The 22,366-nt window shown below is 70.7% G+C and carries 17 protein-coding genes; 12 read left to right on the forward strand and 5 right to left on the reverse strand.

Annotated features, from left to right (window positions below; genetic code table 11):
• Positions 1-39: 39 nt before the first annotated feature.
• Positions 40-483, forward strand: a complete 444-nt coding sequence (locus Pma05_RS26900; RefSeq protein ID WP_203860251.1) for a VOC family protein — start codon at positions 40-42, stop codon at positions 481-483.
• A gap of 317 nt (positions 484-800) precedes the next feature.
• Here the strand turns inward: Pma05_RS26900 and Pma05_RS26905 are convergent, their stop codons facing one another.
• A complete protein-coding gene (locus Pma05_RS26905) occupies positions 801-2,018 on the reverse strand; it encodes an NADP-dependent isocitrate dehydrogenase (RefSeq protein ID WP_203860252.1) in 1,218 nt (405 codons plus the stop codon).
• Between the two features lie 81 nt (positions 2,019-2,099).
• Here Pma05_RS26905 and Pma05_RS26910 point away from each other — a divergent pair, with 81 nt between their 5' ends.
• On the forward strand, positions 2,100-2,918 hold the full coding sequence (locus tag Pma05_RS26910) for an MBL fold metallo-hydrolase (protein WP_203860253.1): 819 nt from the start codon (positions 2,100-2,102) through the stop codon (positions 2,916-2,918).
• A 62-nt stretch (positions 2,919-2,980) separates the two neighbouring features.
• Positions 2,981-4,654: an alkaline phosphatase D family protein gene (locus tag Pma05_RS26915; protein ID WP_203860254.1), complete on the forward strand. Its 1,674-nt coding sequence runs from the start codon at positions 2,981-2,983 to the stop codon at positions 4,652-4,654.
• 86 nt (positions 4,655-4,740) lie between these two features.
• Here the strand turns inward: Pma05_RS26915 and mdh are convergent, their stop codons facing one another.
• Together mdh and Pma05_RS26925 are read right to left on the reverse strand one after the other, a co-directional pair.
• The gene (mdh, locus tag Pma05_RS26920) at positions 4,741-5,691 is read right to left on the reverse strand and encodes a malate dehydrogenase (RefSeq protein ID WP_203860255.1); all 951 of its coding nucleotides are present in this window, start codon (positions 5,689-5,691) and stop codon (positions 4,741-4,743) included.
• 270 nt (positions 5,692-5,961) lie between these two features.
• The gene (locus Pma05_RS26925; RefSeq protein WP_203860256.1) at positions 5,962-6,843 is read right to left on the reverse strand and encodes a bifunctional methylenetetrahydrofolate dehydrogenase/methenyltetrahydrofolate cyclohydrolase; all 882 of its coding nucleotides are present in this window, start codon (positions 6,841-6,843) and stop codon (positions 5,962-5,964) included.
• Between the two features lie 474 nt (positions 6,844-7,317).
• Here Pma05_RS26925 and Pma05_RS26930 point away from each other — a divergent pair, with 474 nt between their 5' ends.
• The 7 genes from Pma05_RS26930 to Pma05_RS26960 all read left to right on the forward strand — a co-directional run bounded on the left by Pma05_RS26930 (position 7,318) and on the right by Pma05_RS26960 (position 17,056).
• Positions 7,318-8,949, forward strand: a complete 1,632-nt coding sequence (locus Pma05_RS26930) for a peptide ABC transporter substrate-binding protein (protein WP_203860257.1) — start codon at positions 7,318-7,320, stop codon at positions 8,947-8,949.
• Between the two features lie 106 nt (positions 8,950-9,055).
• Positions 9,056-9,994 carry an ABC transporter permease gene (locus Pma05_RS26935; protein WP_203860258.1) on the forward strand — a complete coding sequence of 313 codons (939 nt, stop codon included), beginning with the start codon at positions 9,056-9,058 and terminating at the stop codon, positions 9,992-9,994.
• A gap of 9 nt (positions 9,995-10,003) precedes the next feature.
• A complete protein-coding gene (locus Pma05_RS26940) occupies positions 10,004-10,924 on the forward strand; it encodes an ABC transporter permease (RefSeq protein ID WP_203860259.1) in 921 nt (306 codons plus the stop codon).
• A 5-nt stretch (positions 10,925-10,929) separates the two neighbouring features.
• Positions 10,930-11,973 (forward strand): ABC transporter ATP-binding protein, encoded by a 1,044-nt coding sequence (locus Pma05_RS26945; RefSeq protein ID WP_203860260.1) that lies wholly within the window; start codon positions 10,930-10,932, stop codon positions 11,971-11,973.
• On the forward strand, positions 11,960-13,036 hold the full coding sequence (locus tag Pma05_RS26950; protein WP_203860261.1) for an ABC transporter ATP-binding protein: 1,077 nt from the start codon (positions 11,960-11,962) through the stop codon (positions 13,034-13,036). Before Pma05_RS26945 ends, Pma05_RS26950 begins: the two co-directional genes overlap by 14 nt.
• A gap of 565 nt (positions 13,037-13,601) precedes the next feature.
• Positions 13,602-16,400, forward strand: coding sequence for a VWD domain-containing protein (locus tag Pma05_RS26955; RefSeq protein ID WP_203860262.1), 2,799 nt, complete (start codon positions 13,602-13,604; stop codon positions 16,398-16,400).
• 110 nt (positions 16,401-16,510) lie between these two features.
• Positions 16,511-17,056, forward strand: coding sequence for a hypothetical protein (locus Pma05_RS26960; RefSeq protein ID WP_203860263.1), 546 nt, complete (start codon positions 16,511-16,513; stop codon positions 17,054-17,056).
• Between the two features lie 228 nt (positions 17,057-17,284).
• On the opposite strand, the gene purH is transcribed toward Pma05_RS26960, so the two are convergent.
• Positions 17,285-19,483, reverse strand: coding sequence for a bifunctional phosphoribosylaminoimidazolecarboxamide formyltransferase/IMP cyclohydrolase (gene purH, locus Pma05_RS26965; protein ID WP_239313148.1), 2,199 nt, complete (start codon positions 19,481-19,483; stop codon positions 17,285-17,287).
• 226 nt (positions 19,484-19,709) lie between these two features.
• Between purH and Pma05_RS26975 the strand changes: the two genes are divergently transcribed.
• Together Pma05_RS26975 and Pma05_RS26980 are read left to right on the forward strand one after the other, a co-directional pair.
• On the forward strand, positions 19,710-20,000 hold the full coding sequence (locus tag Pma05_RS26975; protein ID WP_203860264.1) for a CD225/dispanin family protein: 291 nt from the start codon (positions 19,710-19,712) through the stop codon (positions 19,998-20,000).
• Between the two features lie 29 nt (positions 20,001-20,029).
• Positions 20,030-20,677 carry a DUF4190 domain-containing protein gene (locus tag Pma05_RS26980; RefSeq protein ID WP_203860265.1) on the forward strand — a complete coding sequence of 216 codons (648 nt, stop codon included), beginning with the start codon at positions 20,030-20,032 and terminating at the stop codon, positions 20,675-20,677.
• A 116-nt stretch (positions 20,678-20,793) separates the two neighbouring features.
• Here Pma05_RS26980 and Pma05_RS26985 read toward each other — a convergent pair whose 3' ends face one another.
• A complete protein-coding gene (locus Pma05_RS26985) occupies positions 20,794-22,176 on the reverse strand; it encodes a cell division protein PerM (RefSeq protein WP_239313150.1) in 1,383 nt (460 codons plus the stop codon).
• Positions 22,177-22,366 lie beyond the last annotated feature (190 nt).

Here is a 22,366-nt window from a genome sequence, read left to right on the forward strand (position 1 = left end):
GGTACCGCCGGCCGCCGACGGGTCGGACAATGATGGGTCATGGAGCAACGCGTGCACTTCGTCACGGTGGCCACCCGGGACCTGGACCGGGCCCGGGACTTCTACGTGGACGGGCTGGGCTGGACGCCGACCCTGGACGTACCGGACGAGATCCTCTTCTTCCAGGTGGCCCCGGGAGTGATGCTCGGGCTCTTCGAGGCGGAGGCGTTCGCCGCCGACCTCGGTGCCGGGACGCCGCTGCTGCCCGCGCCGACCGGCTTCACCCTGTCGCACAACGTCGAGAGCCCGGCGGAGGTGGACCGGATACTGGCGCAGGCCGCCGCCGCCGGGGCGACGGTGGTCAAGTCCGGCCAGCACGCCGCCTTCGGCGGCTACCACGGGCACTTCGCGGACCCGAACGACCTGCTCTGGGAGGTCGCGCACAATCCGGACTGGCAGGTGGCCGAGGACGGCCGGGTGACGCTCGGCCCGCCCGAGGAGTGAGCGGTGCCGGAGCCGCCCGGAAATGAGGGCGCGGGGGGCCCGGGACAGGGCCCCCCGCAGGGAAGGGACGGCCGGCTGTGCGCAACAGCCGGGAAGACCGTTCCATCCGGTACGGACCTCTCGCGGCGGCCTCGACCGGGCCGGTCTTCCTGGACGCGACTGGCATCACGTCCACCCTGTCCAACGAGAGCGCCCACCCACCGGTAACGGCACAAACCGACCGATCTTGGACGCAGTACGCGGGATTGCCGGGTGGATGTTGACGACTTGTCGTCGCGGGAACGACGACAAGTCGTCAAGATCGACAGAGGGCGTCGTCAGGCGGCGAGTTTGCGGGCCAGGTTGTGGTCCAGGGCGGACATGAACTCGTCGGTGGTGAGCCAGGGGGCGTCGCGGGAGATGAGCAGGGCCAGGTCCTTGGTCATCTGGCCACCCTCGACGGTCTGCACGCAGACCTGCTCCAGGGCCTCGGCGAACCGGGCCACCTCGGGGGTACCGTCCAGCTTGCCCCGGTGCGCCAGGCCACGGGTCCAGGCGAAGATCGACGCGATCGGGTTGGTCGAGGTCTTCTCGCCCTTCTGCCACTGCCGGTAGTGCCGGGTGACCGTGCCGTGCGCCGCCTCGGCCTCGACCGTACGGCCGTCCGGGGTCATCAGCACCGAGGTCATCAGGCCCAGCGAGCCGAAGCCCTGCGCCACGGTGTCGGACTGCACGTCACCGTCGTAGTTCTTGCAGGCCCAGACGAAGCCGCCCTCCCACTTCAGCGCGGCGGCGACCATGTCGTCGATCAGCCGGTGCTCGTAGGTGATCCCGGCGGCGGCGAACTCCGCCGAGAACTCCGCCTCGAAGACCTCGGCGAAGAGGTCCTTGAACCGGCCGTCGTACGCCTTGAGGATGGTGTTCTTGGTGGACAGGTAGACCGGGTAGCCACGGTCCAGGCCGTACCGGAAGGAGGCCCGGGCGAAGTCCCGAATCGAGTCGTCGAAGTTGTACATCCCCATCGTGACGCCGCCACCCGGGAAGTTCGCGACCTCCATCTCGACCGGGGCGCCGCCGTCGGTCGGGGTGTACGTGATGGTGACCGTGCCCGGCCCCGGCACCACGAAGTCGGTCGCCTTGTACTGGTCGCCGTGCGCGTGCCGGCCGATGATGATCGGCTTGGTCCAGCCCGGTACCAGCCGCGGCACGTTGGACATGATGATCGGCTCGCGGAAGACCACGCCGCCGAGGATGTTCCGGATCGTGCCGTTCGGCGACCGCCACATCTTCTTGAGGCCGAACTCCTCGACCCGGGCCTCGTCCGGGGTGATGGTGGCGCACTTGACGCCGACGCCATGCTGCTTGATCGCGTTCGCCGCGTCGACCGTCACCTGGTCGTCGGTCTCGTCGCGGTACTGGATCGACAGGTCGTAGTAGTGCAGGTCGACGTCGAGGTACGGCAGGATCAACTGGTCGCGGATCTGCTTCCAGATGATCCGGGTCATCTCGTCGCCGTCGATTTCAACCACGGGGTTCGTAACCTTGATCTTCGCCATCGGCCGGCGCTCCTCTCCGGGACATCTGCTCTAGCAGTACGAGCGTACTGGAGAGCGTCGGGGACCCCTACACTGCCTGCCATGCTCAGTCGTTCCGTGGGTCCGATCACCGTCGTCGCGCTGCCGGACGCCGAGGGATTGTTCTTCCAGCCCCGCACCGAGGCGTTCCCGACCGCGACCGCCGCACACTGGCGGCTGGCCGACGAACGCGACCCGGGCGCGGTGACCGCCGACGGGCAGTGGCGGCTGCCGTTCCGCTGCTTCGCGCTCCGCGTCGACGACGGCCCGGCCGCCGGCCGAGTGATCATGATCGACGCCGGCATCGGCCCCGCCGACGCCCCCGCCCGGAGCTGGGCGCCGGTGCCGGGCCGGCTGCCGGCCGAACTCGCCGCCGCCGGCATCGCACCCGAGCAGGTCGACACGGTGGTACTCACCCACCTGCACACCGACCACATCGGCTGGGCGGTCACCGGCCCGGCCGGTACGCCGTACTTCCGCAACGCCCGCTACCTGCTGCAACGGGCCGAGATCGCCGCGTTCCGCCGGTACGACCCGTCCGGGGTGACCGGCTACCTGCTCGACCCGCTCACCGCCGCCGGCCAGCTCGACCCGCTCGACGGCGACACCCGGCTCGGACCCGGAATCCGAATCCTGGCCACCCCCGGCCACACCCCCGGGCACCAGTCGGTACTGGTCGAACACGCCGACCACTCCCTACTGCTCACCGGCGACCTGCTGGTACACGCGGTGCAACTGCTCGCCCCCGAACTGCCGTACGCGCACGAGGACGACCCGGTCACCGCCCGGGCCTCGCGGGAGCGGATGCTCACCGAACTGGCCGCCCGACCGTCCGCCACGCTGGGCACTCCGCACCTGAGTACACCCTTCGTTCCGCTGTAGTACTGCTTCAGGTCGATTGTCGGGGGTGGCGTGCTTCGCACCAGCTCAGCAGCATCGATGGCATGACTTCTCCGTACCCGTTCAACCGCCGACGCTTCGTCTCGGCGGCCGGTGCCGCGACCGCCGGCCTCGTGGTCGGACCGATGCTGCTCAACTCGGACGGCGCCGCCGCGCACATCCCGTCCAGCGCGGGCGGGCCGCTGCCGACCGGCCTCTTCACCCTCGGGGTCGCCTCCGGCGATCCGCTGCCGGACGGCGTGGTGCTCTGGACCCGCCTCGCCCCACAGCCGCTGCTCGGCGGCGGCATGCCGGACCGGCCGGTGCCGGTGCACTGGGAGGTCGCCGAGGACGAGCGGTTCCGCCGGATCCGCCGCAAGGGCACCGCGCTGGCCTCCGCCGAGCTGGCCCACTCGGTGCACGTCGAGGTCTCCGGGCTGCGCGCGGACACCGAATACCACTACCGGTTCCGGGCCGGTCAGGAGGTCTCCCCGGTCGGCCGGACCCGGACCGCACCGAGCGCGCACGCCCGGCCCCGGCGGCTGCGGTTCGCGTTCGCGAGCTGCCAGGACTACCAGGCCGGGGCGTACACCGCGCACCAGCACCTGGCCGAGGAGGATCTGGCCTTCGTCGCGTTCCTCGGCGACTACATCTACGAGAACCGGCCGAACCCGGCGGCGTACCGGGTGCACCAGGGCACCGACGAGCCGTACTCGCTGACCGACTACCGCAACCAGCACGCGCAGTACAAGACCGACCCGGATCTGCAACGGGCGCACGGGGCGGTGCCGTGGATCGTCACCTTCGACGACCACGAGCTGGACAACAACTGGGCCGACGAGATCCCGCAGGACCCGGCGCTACAGACCCCGGAGGCGTTCCGGGCCCGGCGAAAGGCGGCCTTCCAGGCGTACTACGAGCACATGCCGCTGCGCCGGTCGGCCCTGCCGCGCGGCCTCGACCTGCGGCTCTACCGGCGGCTGCGCTTCGGTGACCTCGCCAGCGTGCACGTGCTGGACACCCGGCAGTACCGCAGCGACCAGCCGGCAACGCTGGCCGACGCGCAGAACCCCGAACTGTCGATGACCGGGCCGGAGCAGGAGCGCTGGCTGGTGCACGGGCTGCGGTCGTCCGGCAGCCGGTGGAACCTGCTGGCCAACCAGGTGATGTGGGCGTCCAACGACCGCCAGGCCGGTCCCGGGCAGACCTTCGACCTGGACAACTGGGACGGCTACCGGGCACAGCGCCGCCGGTTGCTGGAGTTCTTCGGCTCCGGCCAGGTGGACAACCCGGTGGTACTCACCGGAGACCGGCACTGCACCTGGGTCTGCGACCTGAAGCCGGACTTCGACGACCCGGCCTCACCGGTGGTCGGCGCCGAGATCACCGGTACGTCGATCACCTCTGGCGGCAACTCCGACACCGCCGCCTTCCACCGCACGTACGACCCGATCATGGCGGAGAGCCCGCACTGGAAGTACATCGACAACCAGCGCGGTTACGTGGTCTGCGACGTGACCCCGGAGCGGATGCTCAGCTCGCTGCGGCTGGTCGACACCGTCTGGGCGCCCACCGCCACGGTACGGACCGCCGCCGAGTTCGTCGTGCTCGCCGGTGAGCCGGGCATCTCCGTACTCAGCCAGGAGACCCCGGCCGCCACCGCCGCCGCGCACACCCGGGCGACCGCCGGACCGACCTACCAGGTGACCGAGCACCAGGACTCCTTCCCCCTGCGCTGACACCCGACCCGGGTCGGCGGGAGAGCGGAAAGCGCGGGGCCCGGCGTACCACCGCACGCCGGGCCCCGCGCTTCGCCGCTGACAGCTCACATGTTGGCGATGTCGCCCTGCTTGGCCCGGACCGCCTCGGCGGCGGCCTTCAGGCTGTCGATCTCGTCGGCGTCCAGCGGCGTCTCCACGATCCGGCGTACGCCCTCCCGGCCGATCTCGGCCTCGACGCCCAGGTAGACACCGGAGATGCCGAACTCGCCGTCGACCCAGGCGCAGACCGGCATCACCTCGCCGGAGTCGGTCGCCACGGCCCGCGCCATCCGGGCGGCGGCGGCCGACGGGGCGTAGTACGCCGAACCGGTCTTGAGCAGCGCGACCACCTCGGCCCCACCGTTGCGGGTGCGTACCACCAGCTCCTCGATCTGCTCCGCCGGCATCACGTCGCGCAGCGGCTTGCCGTCGACGGTGCTGCGGGACGGCACCGGCACCATCGTGTCGCCGTGCGAGCCGAGGGTGAGGGTCCGCACCGAGCCGACCTGCACGCCGAGCGCCTCGGCGACGAAGTTGGTGAACCGGGCGGTGTCGAGCATGCCGGCCTGGCCGAGCACCCGGTTGCGCGGGAACTGGGTGGCGATCTGGGCCAGCGCGGTCATCTCGTCCAGCGGGTTGGAGACGACGATGACCACGGCGTTCGGGGCGTACTTGGCGACGTTCTCGGCGACCTGCCGGACGATCCGGGCGTTGGTCTCCAGCAGGTCCATCCGGCTCATCCCCGGCTTGCGGGGCAGCCCGGCGGTGATCACGACGACGTCGGAGCCCTCGAGCTGCTCGTAGCCCTCGCCGTTCTTGCCGGTCGTCACACCGACGACCCTGGTCTCGAAGCCCTCCACCGGGCGCGACTGGTTGAGGTCCAGCGCGATGCCCTCGGGCTTGCCCTCGATGATGTCGGTGATCACGACAGTGTCGAAGACGTCGTACTCCGCCAGGCGCTGCGCGGTCGTCGAGCCGTAGAAGCCGGCACCGACTACGGTGACCTTTTTGCCCATGGTCGTCCCACTCCCTGCTACCCGTCTGGTTATTTCCGGACGGTATCAGCCAGGAGTGTTCGGTTCTGGCCAGGGGCGGAATTGCCTGCCGTCGCTCACACCCGCACCGGCCGGCACCCGCCCGGGTCCACAACCCCGCCCTGGTCCGAATCCCGGCTCGGCGACGACAAGGTGGTGCGGCTGCCCCGCCCGGATCGGCGGGCCGGACCGGCCAGTCCGGGACAGCCCTTCCCGGTCACGGATCGACGGGCCGGGCGCTGCCAGTCCGGGTCAGCCCTGTTCGGCCGGCTCCAGCTCGGCTTCGGCCCGTTCCACCACGTTGGTCAGCAGCATCGCCCGGGTCATCGGACCGACTCCGCCCGGCATCGGCACCAGCTTGCCGGCCACCTCGGCGACGTCGGGGCCGACGTCGCCGGTGTAGCGGCCCTTGCCGTCCGCGCCGATCACCCGGGTGATCCCGACGTCGACCACCACCGCGCCGGGGCGCACCATGTCGGCGGTGAGCAGGCCCGGCACTCCGGCCGCCACGATCACGATGTCGGCGGCCCGGGTGTGCGCGGCCAGGTCGAGGGTGCCGGTGTGGCAGAGCGTCACTGTCGCGTTCTCGCTGCGCCGGGTCAGCAGCAGCCCGAGTGGCCGGCCGACCGTGTTGCCCCGGCCGACCACCGCCACCTCGGCGCCGCGCAGCGGCACCTCGTGCCGGCGGAGCAGCTCGACGATGCCGCGCGGGGTGCAGGGCAGCGGGCCGGGATAACCGAGTACGAGCCGGCCGAGGTTGACCGGGTGCAGCCCGTCGGCGTCCTTGTCCGGGTCGATCATCTCCAGTACCCGCTGGGTGTCCAGGTGGGCCGGGAGCGGGAGCTGCACGATGTAGCCGTGGCAGGCCGGGTCGGCGTTGAGTTCGGCGACCGTGGCGTCGACCTGTTCCTGAGTGGCGTCGGCCGGCAGCTCACGGCGGATCGAGGCGATCCCCACCTCGGCGCAGTCCCGGTGCTTGCCGTTGACGTACGCCTGGGAGCCGGGGTCCTCGCCGACCAGCACCGTACCCAGCCCCGGCACGACGCCTCGCTCGGCCAGCGCCTTCACCCGGTCGCGCAGTTCGTCCTTGATGTGTGCCGCGGTCGCTTTGCCGTCGAGAAGGGTGGCCGTCACAGCCAGATCGTCTCACGCGATCCGGCCGGACGCCCCGGCACCCGGCTGGCCGGTACCGGGATCGGCCACTCGGCCAAGGCCCGGTCGGCCGGGCGTCCGACACCTCGCGTTAACTATAAGTAACCGTGTCCTTGGTCACGCTAAGTAAGATCTTGTGGAGTTGTCCACATTATGGAAGGGCCGATCTAGGCGAATGCGGACCAATCTTCGCCGCCAAATCATCGCACTCAGCGTGTTCCCGCAAGGCTAATCGTGGCTAAAAGTTCTAGATGACCGAATCGGCCCATCAACCGAGCCGAAGGCGCGTTAGCAGCTCAGAGCGGATGCGCGCAAGTCTTGCCGACACCTTGTGTTACTGATTTGTAATCATCCAGTTTGGCCAGGCGTACCGCTACGACCTACCTTTGCCAAGCGTTGCACAGCGTTACCTCTGTGTGGTGACGACTGCTCAGCGTAAGGAGACAAGGAGGCTCAATGCAGGTTCGTAGGCTCGCCGCCTGGACCGCCCTCCCCCTTGCCGCGACCCTCGGCCTCGCGGCCTGTGGCAGTGGCGGCGACTCGGGGGAGAGCGACCCGAATGCGACGGTTTCGGTCCAGATCGCGGAACCACAGCACCTGATTTCCACCAACACCAACGACTCGAGCGGTAACCAGGTGCTGTCCGCCCTGTTCACCCCGCTGGTCGACTACGACGAGCAGAACAAGCCGTACGAGGTCGCCGCGGAGTCCGTGACGTCGACCGACAACGTGACCTGGACGATCAAGCTGAAGGACGGCTACACCTTCCACGACGGCGAGAAGGTGACCGCGGACAGCTACCTCAACGCCTGGAACTACGGTGCCTACGCGCCGAACGGCCAGGGCAACAGCTACTTCTTCGAGAAGATCGCCGGCTACGAGGACCTCCAGTCGACCGACCCGGACGGCGACGGCCCGCAGAAGGCGCCGGAGCCGAAGAGCGACACGCTGACCGGGCTGAAGAAGGTCGACGACCTGACCTTCACCGTGACGCTGGCGAAGCCGTACGCCGAGTTCAAGACGGTGCTCGGCTACACGGCGTTCTACCCGCTGCCGGCGGCGGCCTTCTCGGCGCCCGGCGTGATCAAGGACGGCTTCGAGGACGCCCCGATCGGCAACGGCCCCTTCAAGATGAAGGGCACCTGGCAGCACGACGCCAAGGTCGAGGTCGAGCGCTACGACGCGTACCCGGGTGAGAAGCCGAAGATCGCCGGCGCCGAGTTCCGGATCTACCAGCAGCTCACCGCGGCGTACGCGGACGTGCTGTCGGACAACCTCGACGTGGACGTGACCGTACCGACCGAGAGCCTGAGCACCGCGGCGACGGACCTGGGCGACCGGTTCCAGCAGAGCCCCGCCTCGTCCTTCCAGTTCGTGGCCTTCCCCACGTTCCAGAAGGAGTTCAGCAAGCCGGACGTGCGCAAGGCGGTCTCCATGGCGATCGACCGGGACGAGATCACCAGGTCGATCTTCAAGGAGTCGCAGATCTCGGCGCGCTCGTTCGTCTCCCCGGTGGTCGCCGGCTACCGCGACGACACCTGCGGCGAGTCCTGCGAGTTCAACCCGGCCAAGGCCAAGGAGCTGTACCAGGCCGCCGGTGGGCCTGCCGAGCTGAAGATCACCTACAACGGTGACGGTGGGCACAAGGACTGGGTCGACGCGACCTGCAACCAGCTCAAGGCCAACCTGGGCGTGGAGTGCGTCGGTGCGGCCGAGCCGAAGTTCTCGGACCTGCTGACCAAGGTCGACAACAAGCAGCCGGTCGGCCTGATCCGGCTGGGCTGGCTGATGGACTACCCGTCGATGGAGAACTACCTCGGCCCGCTGTACACCACCAACGGCTCGTCGAACTACTACGGGTACAGCAACCCGGACTTCGACCGGCTGGTGCAGGAGGGTACGGCCGCCGCGACCCCGGACGAGGCGGTCAAGAAGTACCAGCAGGCCGAGGACATCCTGGCCGCCGAGATGCCGGTGATCCCGCTCCGGTTCGGCCAGAACGTCTACGCGCACTCGACCCGGGTCAAGAACGTCGAGGTCGACCTCTTCCAGGTCGTCGACATGACCAAGATCGAGGTCGTCAGCTGAGCTGACCGCACGGCCGCTCCGGGCCACCCGGTAACTCCTCGGGTGGCCCGGACCGTTTCTCCCGCACGCACCGCGCCCCAGCCATTCCCACGGAGAGTAGGCAAGCATGTTCCGCTACCTCGTGCGGCGCCTGCTTCAGATGGTCCTGGCCTTCTTCGGGACCACTCTGATCGTCTACGCGCTGATGTTCGCCGGACAGGGTGATCCCATCCAGGCACTCGCCGGTGAGCGCCCGGTCAGCGAGGCGCAGCGGGCGTACCTGACCGAGAAGTTCCACCTCGACCAGACCGGCGTCGGCGGCTTCTTCTACCGCTATGTCGACTACGTCGGCAACCTGCTCCGGGGCGACCTCGGCGACTCGCTCACCGGCCGGAAGATCAGCGACATGCTGGCCCAGGCGTGGCCGGTCACGGTGAAACTGGCGATCATCGGGCTGCTGGTGGCGATCCTGGTCGGCGTCACCGCCGGGATCATCGCCGGGCTCCGCAGGGGCGGCATCTTCGACAACGCCACCCTGGCGCTGACCCTGCTGGTGCTGGGCATCCCCACCATCGTGCTGGCGCCGCTCGCCCAGTACTTCCTCGGCGTCAAGCTGCCGCTCTTCCCGCCGACCGCCGGCTCGGAGCCCAGCATCTACGCCCTACTGCTACCCGGCATCGTGCTCGGCTCCCTGTCGCTGGCCACCGCGCTGCGACTGACCCGTACCTCGGTGGCCGAGAACCTGCGCTCGGACTACGTACGGACCGCGAAGGCCAAGGGGCTGCCGATCCGGCGCATCGTCAGCGTGCACGTACTCCGGAACTCGCTGATCCCGGTGATCACCTTCCTCGGCGTCGAACTCGGCAACCTGATGAGCGGCGCGATCATCACCGAGGGCGTCTTCAACATCCCGGGAGTCGGGTTCAACCTCTTCCGCGGCATCAAGACCGAGGACGGCCCGCTGGTGGTCGGCCTGGTCAGCGTGCTGGTCGTGGTCTATCTGGTGTCGAACCTCGTGGTGGACGTCCTCTACGCCGTCCTCGACCCCCGCATCCGGTACGAGTGAGGAACTGGGATGAGTGAGCTGGAAACCGTCGCGGCGGCGGAGATGAGCGGCGGCAAGGCCGACCCGGCCGCCCGGCCGCGCAGCCTGGCCGGCGACGCCTGGCGCGACCTGCGCCGCAACCCGATCTTCTGGATCTCGCTGGTACTGGTCCTGGCGGTCACCGCGATGGCGGCCTTCCCCGGCCTGTTCACCTCGAACGACCCGCACGACTGCACGCTGGCCCGGCAGCACGCCGGCCCCGGCGGCGGCGCCCCCTTCGGGTACGACTTCCAGGGCTGCGACATCTACGCCCGTTCGGTTTTCGGTGCTCGGGCATCGCTGCTGGTCGGCGCGTTCTCCGCGCTGGTCACCGGGCTGATCGCGATCACCGTCGGCATGCTCGCCGGCTACTTCGGCCGGTGGATCGACGCGGCGCTGTCCCGGGTGATCGACGTGGTACTCGGCATCCCGCTGCTGCTCGCCGCGATCGTGATGCTCAAGCGGATCAGCAGCGACAGCCCGAACGTCCGGATCATCGCGGTGATCTTCGTACTCTCGATCCTCGGCTGGACCACCGCCGCCCGGGTGATCCGCTCCTCGGTGATCAGCGCCAAGCAGCAGGACTACGTGGCGGCGGCCCGGATGCTCGGCGCCGGCAACGGCCGGACCATGTGGCGGCACATCCTGCCCAACTCGCTGGCCCCGGTGATCGTGGTACTGACCATCGCGCTCGGCTCGTTCATCGCCGCCGAGGCGACGCTCTCGTTCCTCGGCATCGGCCTGAGGGCGCCGACCATCTCCTGGGGCATCGACATCGACGCCGGCCGGACGCACATGCGGGAGTCGGCGATCCCGCTGGTGGTGCCGTCGACCTTCCTGGCGCTGACCGTACTGGCCTTCATCATGCTCGGCGACGCGATCCGCGACGCCTTCGACCCGAAGCTGCGGTGAATCAGATGAGCGACCAATTCGGCCGGCAGGGTGCCGTCGCGACGGCGGCGGCCGGTGGCGACGGCGGGCACCTGCTGGAGGTACGGGACCTCTTCGTCGAGTTCCGCACCCGGGACGGTGTGGCCAAGGTGATCAACGGCGTCTCGTACCACCTGGACGCCGGGGAGACCCTGGCGGTACTCGGCGAGTCCGGCTCCGGCAAGTCGGTGACCGCCCAGGCGATCATGGGCATCCTGGACATGCCACCGGCGGTCATCCCGGGCGGGCAGATCCTCTACCGCGGTACCGACCTGCTGAAGCTCCCCGAGGAGGAGCGCCGGAAGGTACGCGGAAAACAGATCTCGATGATCTTCCAGGACGCGCTCTCCGCGCTGAACCCGGTCTTCCCGGTCGGCTGGCAGATCGGCGAGATGCTGCGGCTGCGCGAGGGGCTGTCCCGGGCCCAGGCCAAGCGCCGGGCGATCGAGCTGATGGAACTGGTCAAGATCCCGGCCGCGAAACAGCGGATCGGCGACTACCCGCACCAGTTCTCCGGCGGCATGCGCCAGCGGGTCATGATCGCGATGTCGCTGGCGCTCGACCCGGCGGTGCTGATCGCCGACGAGCCCACCACCGCGCTGGACGTGACCGTGCAGGCCCAGATCATGGATCTGCTCGGCGAACTCCGCCGGGACCTGGACATGGCGATGATCCTGATCACCCACGACCTCGGGGTCGTCGCCGACGTGGCCGACCGGATCGCCGTGATGTACGCCGGCCGGATCGTCGAGCACGCCGACGTGCACTCGCTGTACGAGGCACCGGCGCACCCGTACACCAAGGGGTTGCTGGAGTCGATTCCGCGGCTCGACCACAAGGGGCAGCGGCTGACCACCATCAAGGGCCTGCCGCCCAACCTGATGCGGATCCCCAGCGGATGCCCCTTCCACCCGCGCTGCCCGTACGCCCGGCAGGAGTGCGTCGACGTCGTACCGGCCGTCCGGTCGCTCGGCGACGGCCGGACCAGCGCCTGTCACCTCGCCCAGGAGGTCCTCGATGGCCGCATCTGATCCGACGAACCCGCGGTACGGCTCCGGCGGCACCGGGCCGACCGCACCGGTCAAGCCGCGCGGCGAGACGGTGCTGCGGGTCGAGAACGTCGTCAAGCACTTCCCGATCTCCCAGGGCATCGTCTTCAAACGGCAGATCGGCGCGGTCAAGGCGGTCGACGGGGTCAGCTTCGAACTGCGCCGGGGCGAGACCCTCGGGATCGTCGGCGAGTCCGGCTGTGGCAAGTCGACCCTGGCCAAGCTGCTGATGCGGCTGGAGACGCCGACCGCCGGCCGGGCGATGCTGGAGGGCCGGGACATGTTCAAGCTCTCCGGCGCGGCGCTGCGCCGGATGCGCCGGAACGTGCAGATGGTCATGCAGGACCCGTACACCTCGTTGAACCCGCGGATGACGGTCGGCGACATCATCGGCGAGCCGTTCGACATCCACCCGGACGCGGCGCCGCGTGGCGCCCGCCGGCAGCGGGTGCAGGAGCTGCTGGAGCTGGTCGGGCTGAACCCGGAGCACATCAACCGGTACCCGCACCAGTTCTCCGGCGGGCAGCGGCAGCGGATCGGGATCGCCCGGGCCCTCGCGCTGAAGCCCGAGGTGATCGTCTGCGACGAGCCGGTGTCGGCGCTGGACGTGTCGATCCAGGCCCAGGTGATCAACCTGCTGGAGAGCCTCCAGGACGAACTGGGCCTCTCCTACATCTTCATCGCGCACGACCTGTCGGTGGTCCGGCACATCGCGGACCGGGTCGCGGTGATGTACCTGGGCAAGATCGTGGAGATCGGTACCGAGGACGAGATCTACGAGCGGCCGACCCACCCGTACACCCAGGCGCTGCTCTCGGCGGTGCCGGTGCCGGACCCGAAGGCGCGGGCGCACCGCGAGGTCATCCGGCTCGACGGGGACGTACCGTCGCCGGCCAACCCGCCGTCGGGCTGCCGGTTCCGCACCCGGTGCTGGAAGGCGCAGGAGGTCTGCGCCACCCAGGAGCCGCAGCTCGTGCTCCGGGCCGTCGAGCCGCACCCGTCGGCCTGCCACTTCGCCGAAGTCAGTGCACGACGAATGGCATAGGGGTTCACGAACCAGCGCTGCAACCCCCTGACCAGGGACATCCCGCCTGGTGTGACCGCACCCGGTGCACTGAACCTTTTCGGCCTGAACCGCACGGCGCACACGCGCCGCGTCCGACCTTGCGGTCCGCCCGACCGCAAGGGGAGGTGGAAGCAGGTTCAACATTGGCCAGGGTCGCGCCGGATTGGCACAGAACCGTGATTACCCGAGAGCCGTCGCTGTCTACCGTTATGCCCGTGCCCAGTGAATCCGCATCGGTGCAGGTGGTTCAGGTCTAGACTTTTCGGGAGTTGTGGTGTTTCCTCGATCAGTTCTGCGGTTCTTGCGGCGGGCGGGAACCGTCGTCGGATTCAGTTTGCTCGCGATGGCTCCGGCCGCCCAGATGGCCGTCGCGGCGCCGGAGGGGGTGCCATCGGCAGAGCCCCGCCGGCCGGCGACGACGTTGACGATCAATGCGGCCAAGCCGCACTTCTCGCCCGGCGAACCGGTTCGGCTCGCACTGTCGGTGACAAATCAGGCCGCCCGGTCGTGCCGGCTGGCGTCGACACCTGACGGTACGGTGTCGATGACGCTCACCCGGGACGGGAAGCCGGTCGGGTCAGCGGGCTTCGCGCTCGTCACGTTCGGCGAAGGTTACGCCGCGGCCCTGAGTGCCGACTCGCGCGAGCTGGCGACGGGCGCGACCCTCGACTTCGAGTTGGTGACCGAGAGCGGCTCTGCCGGCCCCGCCTTCGAGACGATGGCCGCGACGGCTGACGGCGCTGCGGTGGCGGCCCGGTGGCCGGTACACGAACCGGGGCGGTACCTGCTGCGGGCGACGTACCAGATGCCGGGCACCACGGGGGAATGCGCCGGGCCGAGCGACCCTGCGGAGGCGGCGTTCACGATCGGCTCGGCGGAGAGCGGCGGCTGGCGGCGTCTGGTCGTACTGGTCACGGTCGGCATGTTGCTGCTCCTGGCGGTAGCCGGCACCGCCTGGGTGCTCGCGCGGCGGCGCACCCGGACCGGGGCCGGGGCGGCGATCGTGATCCTGCTGGTCGGCGCGGCGCTGGTCAGCCTGGGGCAGGCGCGCCCGGCCCGTGCCTCGATCGAGATCGATGATCGCGGCGACCCGGCGAACCTGGGGTTCGTGGAGGCCGTCCAGGGGTGCCTCAACGATTTCCGGGTGACCCTGGGAGACCAGGTCGGCGTCATGGAGATCCTCGACAAACCGGGGTTCAGAGTCATCATCCGGCCGAACCGGAGCAACGTTTCCGAAGCGACCCACTACTACGGTTACACAAATGTCGACTGGAACCCGAAGCAGAATGGGGCGTACTCGCAGGACCCGAAGGTTGCGCTGGACAAATGCGCCTCGCTCTATCACGAGCTCGTGCACGCTGTTGACAATGCGGCCGACGAGGTGGACCTCACGCGTTGCGGGATCGGATCGGACGGCAAACCGACGAACAGGGGACCGGCGATTGCGGAAGTTCGCGCGGTCCGGGCGGAGAACTACTACCGAGCCGCGAAGGGTCTACCCCTGAGGCACAACTACAGCGGCCTGCCCCTGCCGCCGGGAAGGCATCCGGGCCTGCAACAGGTCCGTGAGGACTGCAAGAAGCCGGCCGACCCGCCGACCCGGACGGGCCGTCCGGGCGACAACCAGCGCAACGGCAACGACAACCCGGACGGTGCCGGCGGCCCGCCGGGCGGGGACGGCGATCCTCCGGCCGCGGACGGCGCTCCGCGAGACGGCGCGGGCAACCCGCCACACCCTGGCGGCGACAACCCTCCGAACGGAAACGGCGGCCCTCGGAACGAAGGCGGCACCGCGCCGAACGGGGGCACCGACCTTCCGCAGGAGGGCGGCGACGCTTCGGGTACGCCGACAACGGATCTGGAGCCGCCCGGTGGCAGCAACGGCGACCCGCACCTCGTCACGTTCGACCAGCGGTGGTACGACTTCCAGGCGGTCGGCGAGTTCCTGCTCGCCAAGTCCGACGACGTCGAGATACACGTCCGGCAGGCAGCCGTCCCGAATAGCCAGGACATGTCTCTCAACAGCGCGTTCGGCCTGCGGGTCGGCGCCAGCCGGTTGACGTTCGCCCTGTACGACGGCAGACCGGAGATCCGACTCGACGGCGTCGAGACCGACTTCACCGACGCCCGGACCGCTCTCCCCGGCGGCGGTACGGTCACGACCTCGGCCGACGACGGTTACGACGTGGTCTGGCCGGACGGGACCAGGGCGAACGTGGCGTTCATCGGTTGGTGGGGCATGCGCATCCTGCTCCACCCCGCACCTCGGCACAAGGGTAAGTTCATCGGCCTTCTCGGCAACCAGGACGGCGACCCGGCCAACGATCTGGCGGTCAGGAACGGCACCACACTGCCGGCCCAGCCGAGCCACGAGCAGCTCTACGGCGAATTCGCCGACAGTTGGCGGATCAGTCAGGACACCTCACTCCTCGACTACCCGGCGGGCACCGATACGGACACCTACACCAACCGGGACTTCCCGGCCAAGACGCTCCCGGCCGACCAGGCGAACGTCGCACAGCACGAGGCGGCCCGCCGAATCTGCGCCGCGCTGGGAGTCGTCGACGCCGTGGCCCAGGGTGGCTGTGTGACGGATCTGGCGTTCACCGGTCAGCCGGCGTTCGCGATCAGCACCGCGGCCACCGTACGGAGAATCGCCGGGGCGGCGCCGGGGCGTACCGAGCCGGGCGGGAATCCCACCGACGGCGTGCCGCCGCAGCGGGCCGGGCCGGGCGGGACGCTCCGCGACGGAAGTGTCGTGACGGGGTCGATCGCCACCGCCGGGGCGGTCCAGACGTACCGACTGGAGGTCGGCGAGGCAACCGTGCTGCGGCTGGTGGACGTCACCGGCGAGACAGGCCGTTCCGGCGCTGGGTCACTGCGCATCACAACGGACGGGCCGGGCGCCTCGACCGCTCCCGGCTTCACGGTCACCAGCACGTACCAGTACTCGCTGCTGCCCGGCGCGGCCTACACGCTCAGCGTCGACCGTACCGGCGGGGACACCGGTGACTACGGGTTCCGACTCGTCACCGCCAAGGAACGTCGGATCGACAGCACCCTCGGGACCACGACCGGGAGCCTGGACGTCCCCGGACGGGTCGACCTCCACGCGTTCGAGGCAGCACAGTCCGGCCGGCTACGGCTCTCCGAGGCCAACGGATGCGAATTCACGGTCGGGGTGCTGGATGACACGCCAGCACCACATCTCTACACCCCGCACAACCTCTGCTGGGGCACCGAGCTGGCAACCCTCGAACGCGGGAAGCGCTACCTGCTGGTGGTCTGGTCCGAGACGGCCGGTACGGGAAGCTATTCCTTCCGGGCGACCGTCACGAACTGACCCGGTTCCCCGACAGGTCTCGACGGCGACGTCGAAATCGACTCGGCGCACCCGGCACGGCGGGCTCAGCCCGGGAACCACACAATGGTTTCCGGGCTCTCGTCTACATGGTGCGAAGACTGCTCGTGACGCTGGCCCTGGTGGCCTCGACGGCTCCGCTGCTCGGCTGTGGCGAGGATGGCCCGAGCGCCGCCGACCCGAGCGCCGGTGCGCCCGGCCCGACCGCCGGCGCGTCGACGCCGGGGACCGGCGCGGGACCGGTGACCGCGACCGGAGCCGCCGCCGAACCGGCCGCCACCTGCGCGCCCGAGGTGCGCTCCGCGGACGGTCCGCCCGAGGTGCGGGGCGTCGCGAATGCCGGGAACTCGTTCTGGGGGCTGCTCTTTCCGCGCGGCGGTCCGAGCCTGACCACCGGTCGGGACGAGAAGATCGTCTGGCGGATGACCGGCTCCGGCACCCTCAGCATCCGGGCCACCGGCCCGGGCGGGGTCACGATCGAACCGGTCTGGGGACCCAGCGGGCACAGCGGAAGCACCTGGACCAGGCCGGGTGACGAATGGGGTACCGGCTGGAACTTCCCCACCGCCGGCTGCTGGACCGTACGGGCCAGTCGGTCCGGCGGCGCGACCGGCAGCGCGGTACTCCGGGTCGGCTGACCGCCGGCGACGAACCGGCGCGGGCTTTCTGACGGTCCGCGCTCCGGCTCGGTTGGGCGGCGCGGGCTTTCTGACGGTCCGCGCTCCGGCTCGGTTGGGCGGCGCGGTGCGAACCGGGGCGGGAGTCCCGGCGGACCCGGGGGCCGAGGGGGCTCCACCGGTCCGCCGGGCGTCCCGCGCGGCATCCTGATCATGGGGGTGCCGACGTGGACGGCGTCGGGGGGTACGTCAGTGGAAGAAGTGCCGGGTGCCGGTGAAGTACATGGTGATCCCGGCCGCCCTGGCCGCCGCGACGACCTCCTCGTCGCGGAGCGAGCCGCCGGGCTGGACGACCGCCCGGACCCCGGCGTCGATCAGTACCTGGAGCCCGTCCGGGAACGGGAAGAACGCGTCCGACGCGGCGACCGCGCCCCGGGCCCGCTCGGCACCGGCCCGGGAGACCGCCAGGTGCGCCGAGTCGACCCGGTTCACCTGACCCATCCCGACCCCCACGGTCGCCCCGTCGACGGCGAGCAGGATCGCGTTGCTCTTCACCGCCCGGACGGCCCGCCAGGCGAAGGCGAGATCGGCCAGGGTCGCCGGGTCGGCGGGCTCGCCGGTGGCCAGCCGCCAGCCGGCCGGGTCGTCGCCGGGCGCGTCCACCCGGTCGGCCATCTGCACCAGCGCGCCCCCGCTGACCGGGCGCCACTCCGCCGGGTACGGCGCGAAGGCGGGCGCCCGCAGCAGCCGGATGTTCTTCTTGCCGGAGAGTACGTCCACCGCGCCCGGCTCGAAGTCGGGTGCCACCAGTACCTCGGTGAAGACCTCGGCGACCTGCTGCGCCATCTCGACCGAGACCGGCCGGTTGACCGCGATCACCCCGCCGAAGGCGGAGACCGGGTCGCAGGCGTGCGCCCGACGGTGCGCCTCGGCCACGTCGGCGCCGACCGCGATGCCGCACGGGTTGGCGTGCTTGATGATCGCCACCGCCGGCCGGTCGGCGAAGTCGTTCGCCGCCCGCCAGGCCGCGTCCGCGTCGACGTAGTTGTTGTAGGACATCTCCTTGCCGTGCAACTGTTCGGCCTGGGCCAGCCCGGGTGGGGAGGCCGGGTCGACGTAGAGCACCGCCGCCTGGTGCGGGTTCTCTCCGTACCGCAGCGGGGTGGGCGCGGTGAGCACCTGACCGGCGAAGGCCGGCCACTCCTGCTCCTCCGGGCCGGTCCGCACCGCGAACCAGTTCGCCACCGCCACGTCGTACTCGGCGATGTCGGCGAAGGCGCGGGCCGCGAGCTGCTGGCGCTGCCCGGCGCTGAAACCGCCGTCGGCCAGGGCGGCCAGCACCGACGGGTACGCCGACACCGACGTCACCACCGCCACCGAGGCGTGGTTCTTGGCTGCCGCCCGGACCATCGCCGGCCCACCGATGTCGATCTGCTCGACGCACTCGTCGAAGTCCGCGCCGGACGCGACCGTCTCGCTGAACGGGTAGAGGTTCGACACCAGCAGGTCGAACGGGGCGATGCCCAGCTCGCCGAGCTGCCCCGCGTGCCGCTCCAGCCGCAGGTCGGCCAGGAGCCCGGCGTGCACCTTCGGGTGCAGCGTCTTGACCCGGCCGTCGAGCACCTCGGGGAACCCGGTCAGCGCCTCGACCGGGGTGACCGGGATCCCGGCCCCCTCGATGGTCGCCGCCGTGCTGCCGGTGGAGACGATCTCGACTCCGCCGCCGTGCAGCGCCCGGGCCAGCTCGACCAGCCCGGTCTTGTCGTAGACGCTGACCAGCGCGCGCCTGATCGGCCGCCGGCCGTCCGCGCCGGAACTCGTGTCGCTCACTCCGATCGTGACCTTCCTTCCAGTGATCGTCCAACCCTCCCGGAGCAGCCGGCCGACCTGCGTGACGAGCTGCCGGCGCTCGGCCACCTTGATCCGCTCGGTGAGGGTCTCCTCGTCATCGTCGTCGAGTACCGGCACCGCCACCTGGGCGATGATCGGCCCGGTGTCCACACCGGCGTCGACGAAGAAGAGCGTGGCCCCGGCGAGTTTGACTCCGTAGCCGAGGGCGTCGCGCGGGCCGTGCATGCCGGGGAAGGCGGGCAGCAGCGAGTTGTGCGTGTTGACGTACCGGTCGCCGAAGGCCGCCAGGAAGTCCGCGCCGACCAGCTTGAGGAAGCCGGCCGAGACGACCAGGTCGGGCTCGTACCCGGCGACGTGCGCGGTGAGCGCGCGGTCCCAGTCCTCGCGCGTCGGGTACGCCCTGACCTGGTCGACGAAGGTGGGTACCCCGGCCGCGGCGGCCCGGTCGAGCCCGGCGATGCCGTCCCGGTCGGCACCGACGGCGACCACCCGGGCGCCGTACGCCGGATCCGCAGCGGCGTCGAGCAGGGCCTGTAGGTTGCTCCCGGAGCCGGAGACGAGGACGACGATCCGGGCTGCCGACGCGGGCTCAGTCACCCCAGCACCCTATCGGGCAGGTCAGGCCGACTCCCCGGCGGCGCGACCCGAGCACGTCACCGTGTGGAGCGGTGTCGATCACGATCGGCATGTCGGGCGGCGAGCGGGCCACCAAAGTTGCGCTGATTAGGTACGCTGCCGGACGCTCGGGGCATTGACCTGTCCCAGGAGATAGCCCCTCGTAATTTCATACGTGCACTGAGTGCACGCCAAGGAGCCCACACACATGCAACCCGGTTACCCCTCACACCCGCCGCAAGAGATCAACAACAACATGACGATGTCCATCGTCGCGATCTTCCTGTTCTGGCCGCTGGCCATCCCGGCCATCATGAACGCCTCGAAGGTGAACCCCCTGCTCCAGCAGGGCAACTACCCGGCGGCCCAGGCCGCTGCCGCCGAGTCCCGCAAGTGGTCGAAGCTGGCCCTTATCATCGGCATCTGCGTGTGGGCGGTCTCGCTGATCTGCTGCGTCATCAGCGTCATCCTCAGCGCCAACTCGGCGTCGAACATCTAGTCTGAGAGATCTGTCGAAGGAGTCTTGTCATGCAGCCCGGCTACCCAGGCCAGGACCCGTACGGGCAGCAGCCGTCGGATCCGAACGCACCACAGCAGCAGGATCCGTACGCGCAGCCGCCGCAGCCCGCGCCGGGCCAGCCGTACGGGCAACCGACCTCGGGCCAGCCGTACGGGCAGCCGCCGACCTCAGGGCAGCCGTACGGGCAACCGACCTCAGGGCAGCCGTACGGGCAGCCGCCGACCTCGGGGCAGCCGTACGGGCAGCCCACGTCAGGGCAGCCGTACGGGCAGCCGCAGTACCAGGACGCGCAGCAGCCCCACCAGGACCCGTACGGCCAGCAGCAGCCGATGCCGGGCCAGCCGTACGGCGCGGCACCCGGTTACCAGACCGGCGGATACGCGCCGGCCGGCGGGCAGAACAACACCCTCGGCCTGATCGCGATGATCGTCGGCATCATCTCGATTCCGGCGGCGTGCTGTGCCGCGCTGGGCATCATCGCCGGCATCGCCGGTGTCGTGCTCGGCTTCCTCGGCCGGGGCAAGGCCAGCCGGGGTGAGGCCAGCAACGGCGGTCAGGCGCTGGCCGGTCTGATCTGCGGTGGCGTCGGCCTGCTCCTCGGGGTGGTCAACGTGATCCTCGCGTTCGTGCTGCAGATCGACGGTTTCACCTACTGATGACGGGTCGGGCGGCACACGCCGCCCGGAGTCGTGACAAGCCGCGTTGGGGTGCCCCGGAGTTTCCGGGGCGCCCCAAGCGCATTCCGGCCCTGACCAGGTGGGCCGGACGTCGGTCAGTCTCGGGCCACGGCCCGGGTCGCGGCGGCGCCGATCAGGGTGCCGACCAGCACGACGACGGTCGCCCCGGCGGCCACCTGCCAGTAGGCCGGCCCCACCTCGGCGAGCCGGCCGCCGCCGAGCGGGCCGCCGGAGAGGAAGGCCGCCGCGCCGAGTACCACCCCGGCGACCGGGCCGCCGACCGCCGCCGCGCCCAGCAGGGCGGCCCAGCCGGGCGGTGGCACGTTCCGCTCGGCCGCGGACCGCATCCGGCGGCGGGCCAGCAACCAGCCCGCGGCCATGCCGGCCAGTACCGGCACGGCCAGCACGACGCCACCGACCCCGCCGAGCGGCCCCTGGGGCAGCCCGGCCAGCAGGGGTACGGCCGGCAGCGCTCCGATGGAGACCTCGGAGGTCCGCACCACCGTGTCGGTGCCGACCGCGAAACCCGGCCCGAGAAGATAGCTGGCGGCCCAGACCGCGGCGTTCGGCGCGTAGCCGAGACTGACCAGGGTGATGCCGGCCTGGCCCAGCACACCGGTGCGGTAGGCCCCGATCATGTCACCGGCCTCGCCGCCACCGGTGGCCACCGCCAGCCCGGCCACCCCGGCCCCGGCCCCGAGCAGCAGCAGGGCGGCGACCACCCCGGTACGCAGCCCGTCCCGGAACACCAGCGGAGTACGCCGGGCCACCACCACCAGCACACCGCTGGCCCGTACCGCGCCGACCAGCGCGGCGAGGGTGCCGAAGCCGGCCAGCGTCACGGCGGCCCGTACCGGGTCGACGGTCGGCCCAGCACCGCCGAGCAGCAGCGCGGCCAGCCCGCCGAGCACGCCGTACCCGATGCCGACCGCCACCGCGACGGCGAGTGCCCGGCCCAACGTCGGCCGGTCCCGGACCCGGACCGCCCGGCTGACGTGCACCCCGGCCCGGTTCAGCCGCCAGGCCGCCAGCATGGCGAGGGCGAGCGGCGGCAGGCCGAACGGCCCGGCCTCGGTCTGTAGTGGAACGCCGTGCCCGAGCAGCCATCCGGCCAGGCCCAGCCGGGCGGCGCCGACGACCTCACCGCTGCCCTCGGCGAACCGGGCCACCCCGAGCACCACGGCAACCGGCAGATAGCCGAGCAGGGCCGCCCAGCCGGCGGCCACCGCCGCCGCGACCGCCAGCGGAGCCCGGCCGGAACGTTCCGGCCGGCCCGGCCTCGGCCGGGGCACCCGGCGGTCCCCGGCCGGAAACTCCCCGGCCGGCCTGTTCCGGCGTGGCTCCCGGCCGTCCGCCGGCCCGGGTCGGCCGGTCGGCTCGGCGGCACCGGCCGGCGCGGCAGGCTCGACCGGCTCGACCGGTCCGGTCTCCGGCGGGTCCGGCCGGCGCGGCCGGTCGGGAACGGTGGGTGGTGGCATCAGCGCCTACTCTGGCACGGCAGCGGGTCGGCCGGTTCGCGACACCACCGTACGGATGACCGTGGCCACCGCGATACCCGCTTTGTCCATCCCGGAACCCGTTCTCTGGCCGACCTCGGCCGACGACAGCGACAGCGACAGAACCGGAGACGGAGACGGAACCGGAGACGGAACCGGGGTGGCCGGCACA

The sequence above is a fragment of the Plantactinospora mayteni genome (assembly GCF_016862935.1).
Classification (GTDB): domain Bacteria; phylum Actinomycetota; class Actinomycetes; order Mycobacteriales; family Micromonosporaceae; genus Plantactinospora; species Plantactinospora mayteni.

What these genes read in the sequence shown, in the direction of transcription:
- Pma05_RS26900 (WP_203860251.1), top strand. Translation starts at nt 40, where the DNA reads ATGGAGCAACGCGTGCACTTCGTCACGGTGGCCACCCGGGACCTGGAC.
- Pma05_RS26905 (WP_203860252.1), bottom strand. Translation starts at nt 2,018, where the DNA reads ATGGCGAAGATCAAGGTTACGAACCCCGTGGTTGAAATCGACGGCGAC.
- Pma05_RS26910 (WP_203860253.1), top strand. Translation starts at nt 2,100, where the DNA reads ATGCTCAGTCGTTCCGTGGGTCCGATCACCGTCGTCGCGCTGCCGGAC.
- Pma05_RS26915 (WP_203860254.1), top strand. Translation starts at nt 2,981, where the DNA reads ATGACTTCTCCGTACCCGTTCAACCGCCGACGCTTCGTCTCGGCGGCC.
- mdh (WP_203860255.1), bottom strand. Translation starts at nt 5,691, where the DNA reads ATGGGCAAAAAGGTCACCGTAGTCGGTGCCGGCTTCTACGGCTCGACG.
- Pma05_RS26930 (WP_203860257.1), top strand. Translation starts at nt 7,318, where the DNA reads ATGCAGGTTCGTAGGCTCGCCGCCTGGACCGCCCTCCCCCTTGCCGCG.
- Pma05_RS26935 (WP_203860258.1), top strand. Translation starts at nt 9,056, where the DNA reads ATGTTCCGCTACCTCGTGCGGCGCCTGCTTCAGATGGTCCTGGCCTTC.
- Pma05_RS26940 (WP_203860259.1), top strand. Translation starts at nt 10,004, where the DNA reads ATGAGTGAGCTGGAAACCGTCGCGGCGGCGGAGATGAGCGGCGGCAAG.
- Pma05_RS26945 (WP_203860260.1), top strand. Translation starts at nt 10,930, where the DNA reads ATGAGCGACCAATTCGGCCGGCAGGGTGCCGTCGCGACGGCGGCGGCC.
- Pma05_RS26950 (WP_203860261.1), top strand. Translation starts at nt 11,960, where the DNA reads ATGGCCGCATCTGATCCGACGAACCCGCGGTACGGCTCCGGCGGCACC.
- Pma05_RS26955 (WP_203860262.1), top strand. Translation starts at nt 13,602, where the DNA reads ATGACGCTCACCCGGGACGGGAAGCCGGTCGGGTCAGCGGGCTTCGCG.
- Pma05_RS26975 (WP_203860264.1), top strand. Translation starts at nt 19,710, where the DNA reads ATGCAACCCGGTTACCCCTCACACCCGCCGCAAGAGATCAACAACAAC.
- Pma05_RS26980 (WP_203860265.1), top strand. Translation starts at nt 20,030, where the DNA reads ATGCAGCCCGGCTACCCAGGCCAGGACCCGTACGGGCAGCAGCCGTCG.
- Pma05_RS26985 (WP_239313150.1), bottom strand. Translation starts at nt 22,176, where the DNA reads ATGCCACCACCCACCGTTCCCGACCGGCCGCGCCGGCCGGACCCGCCG.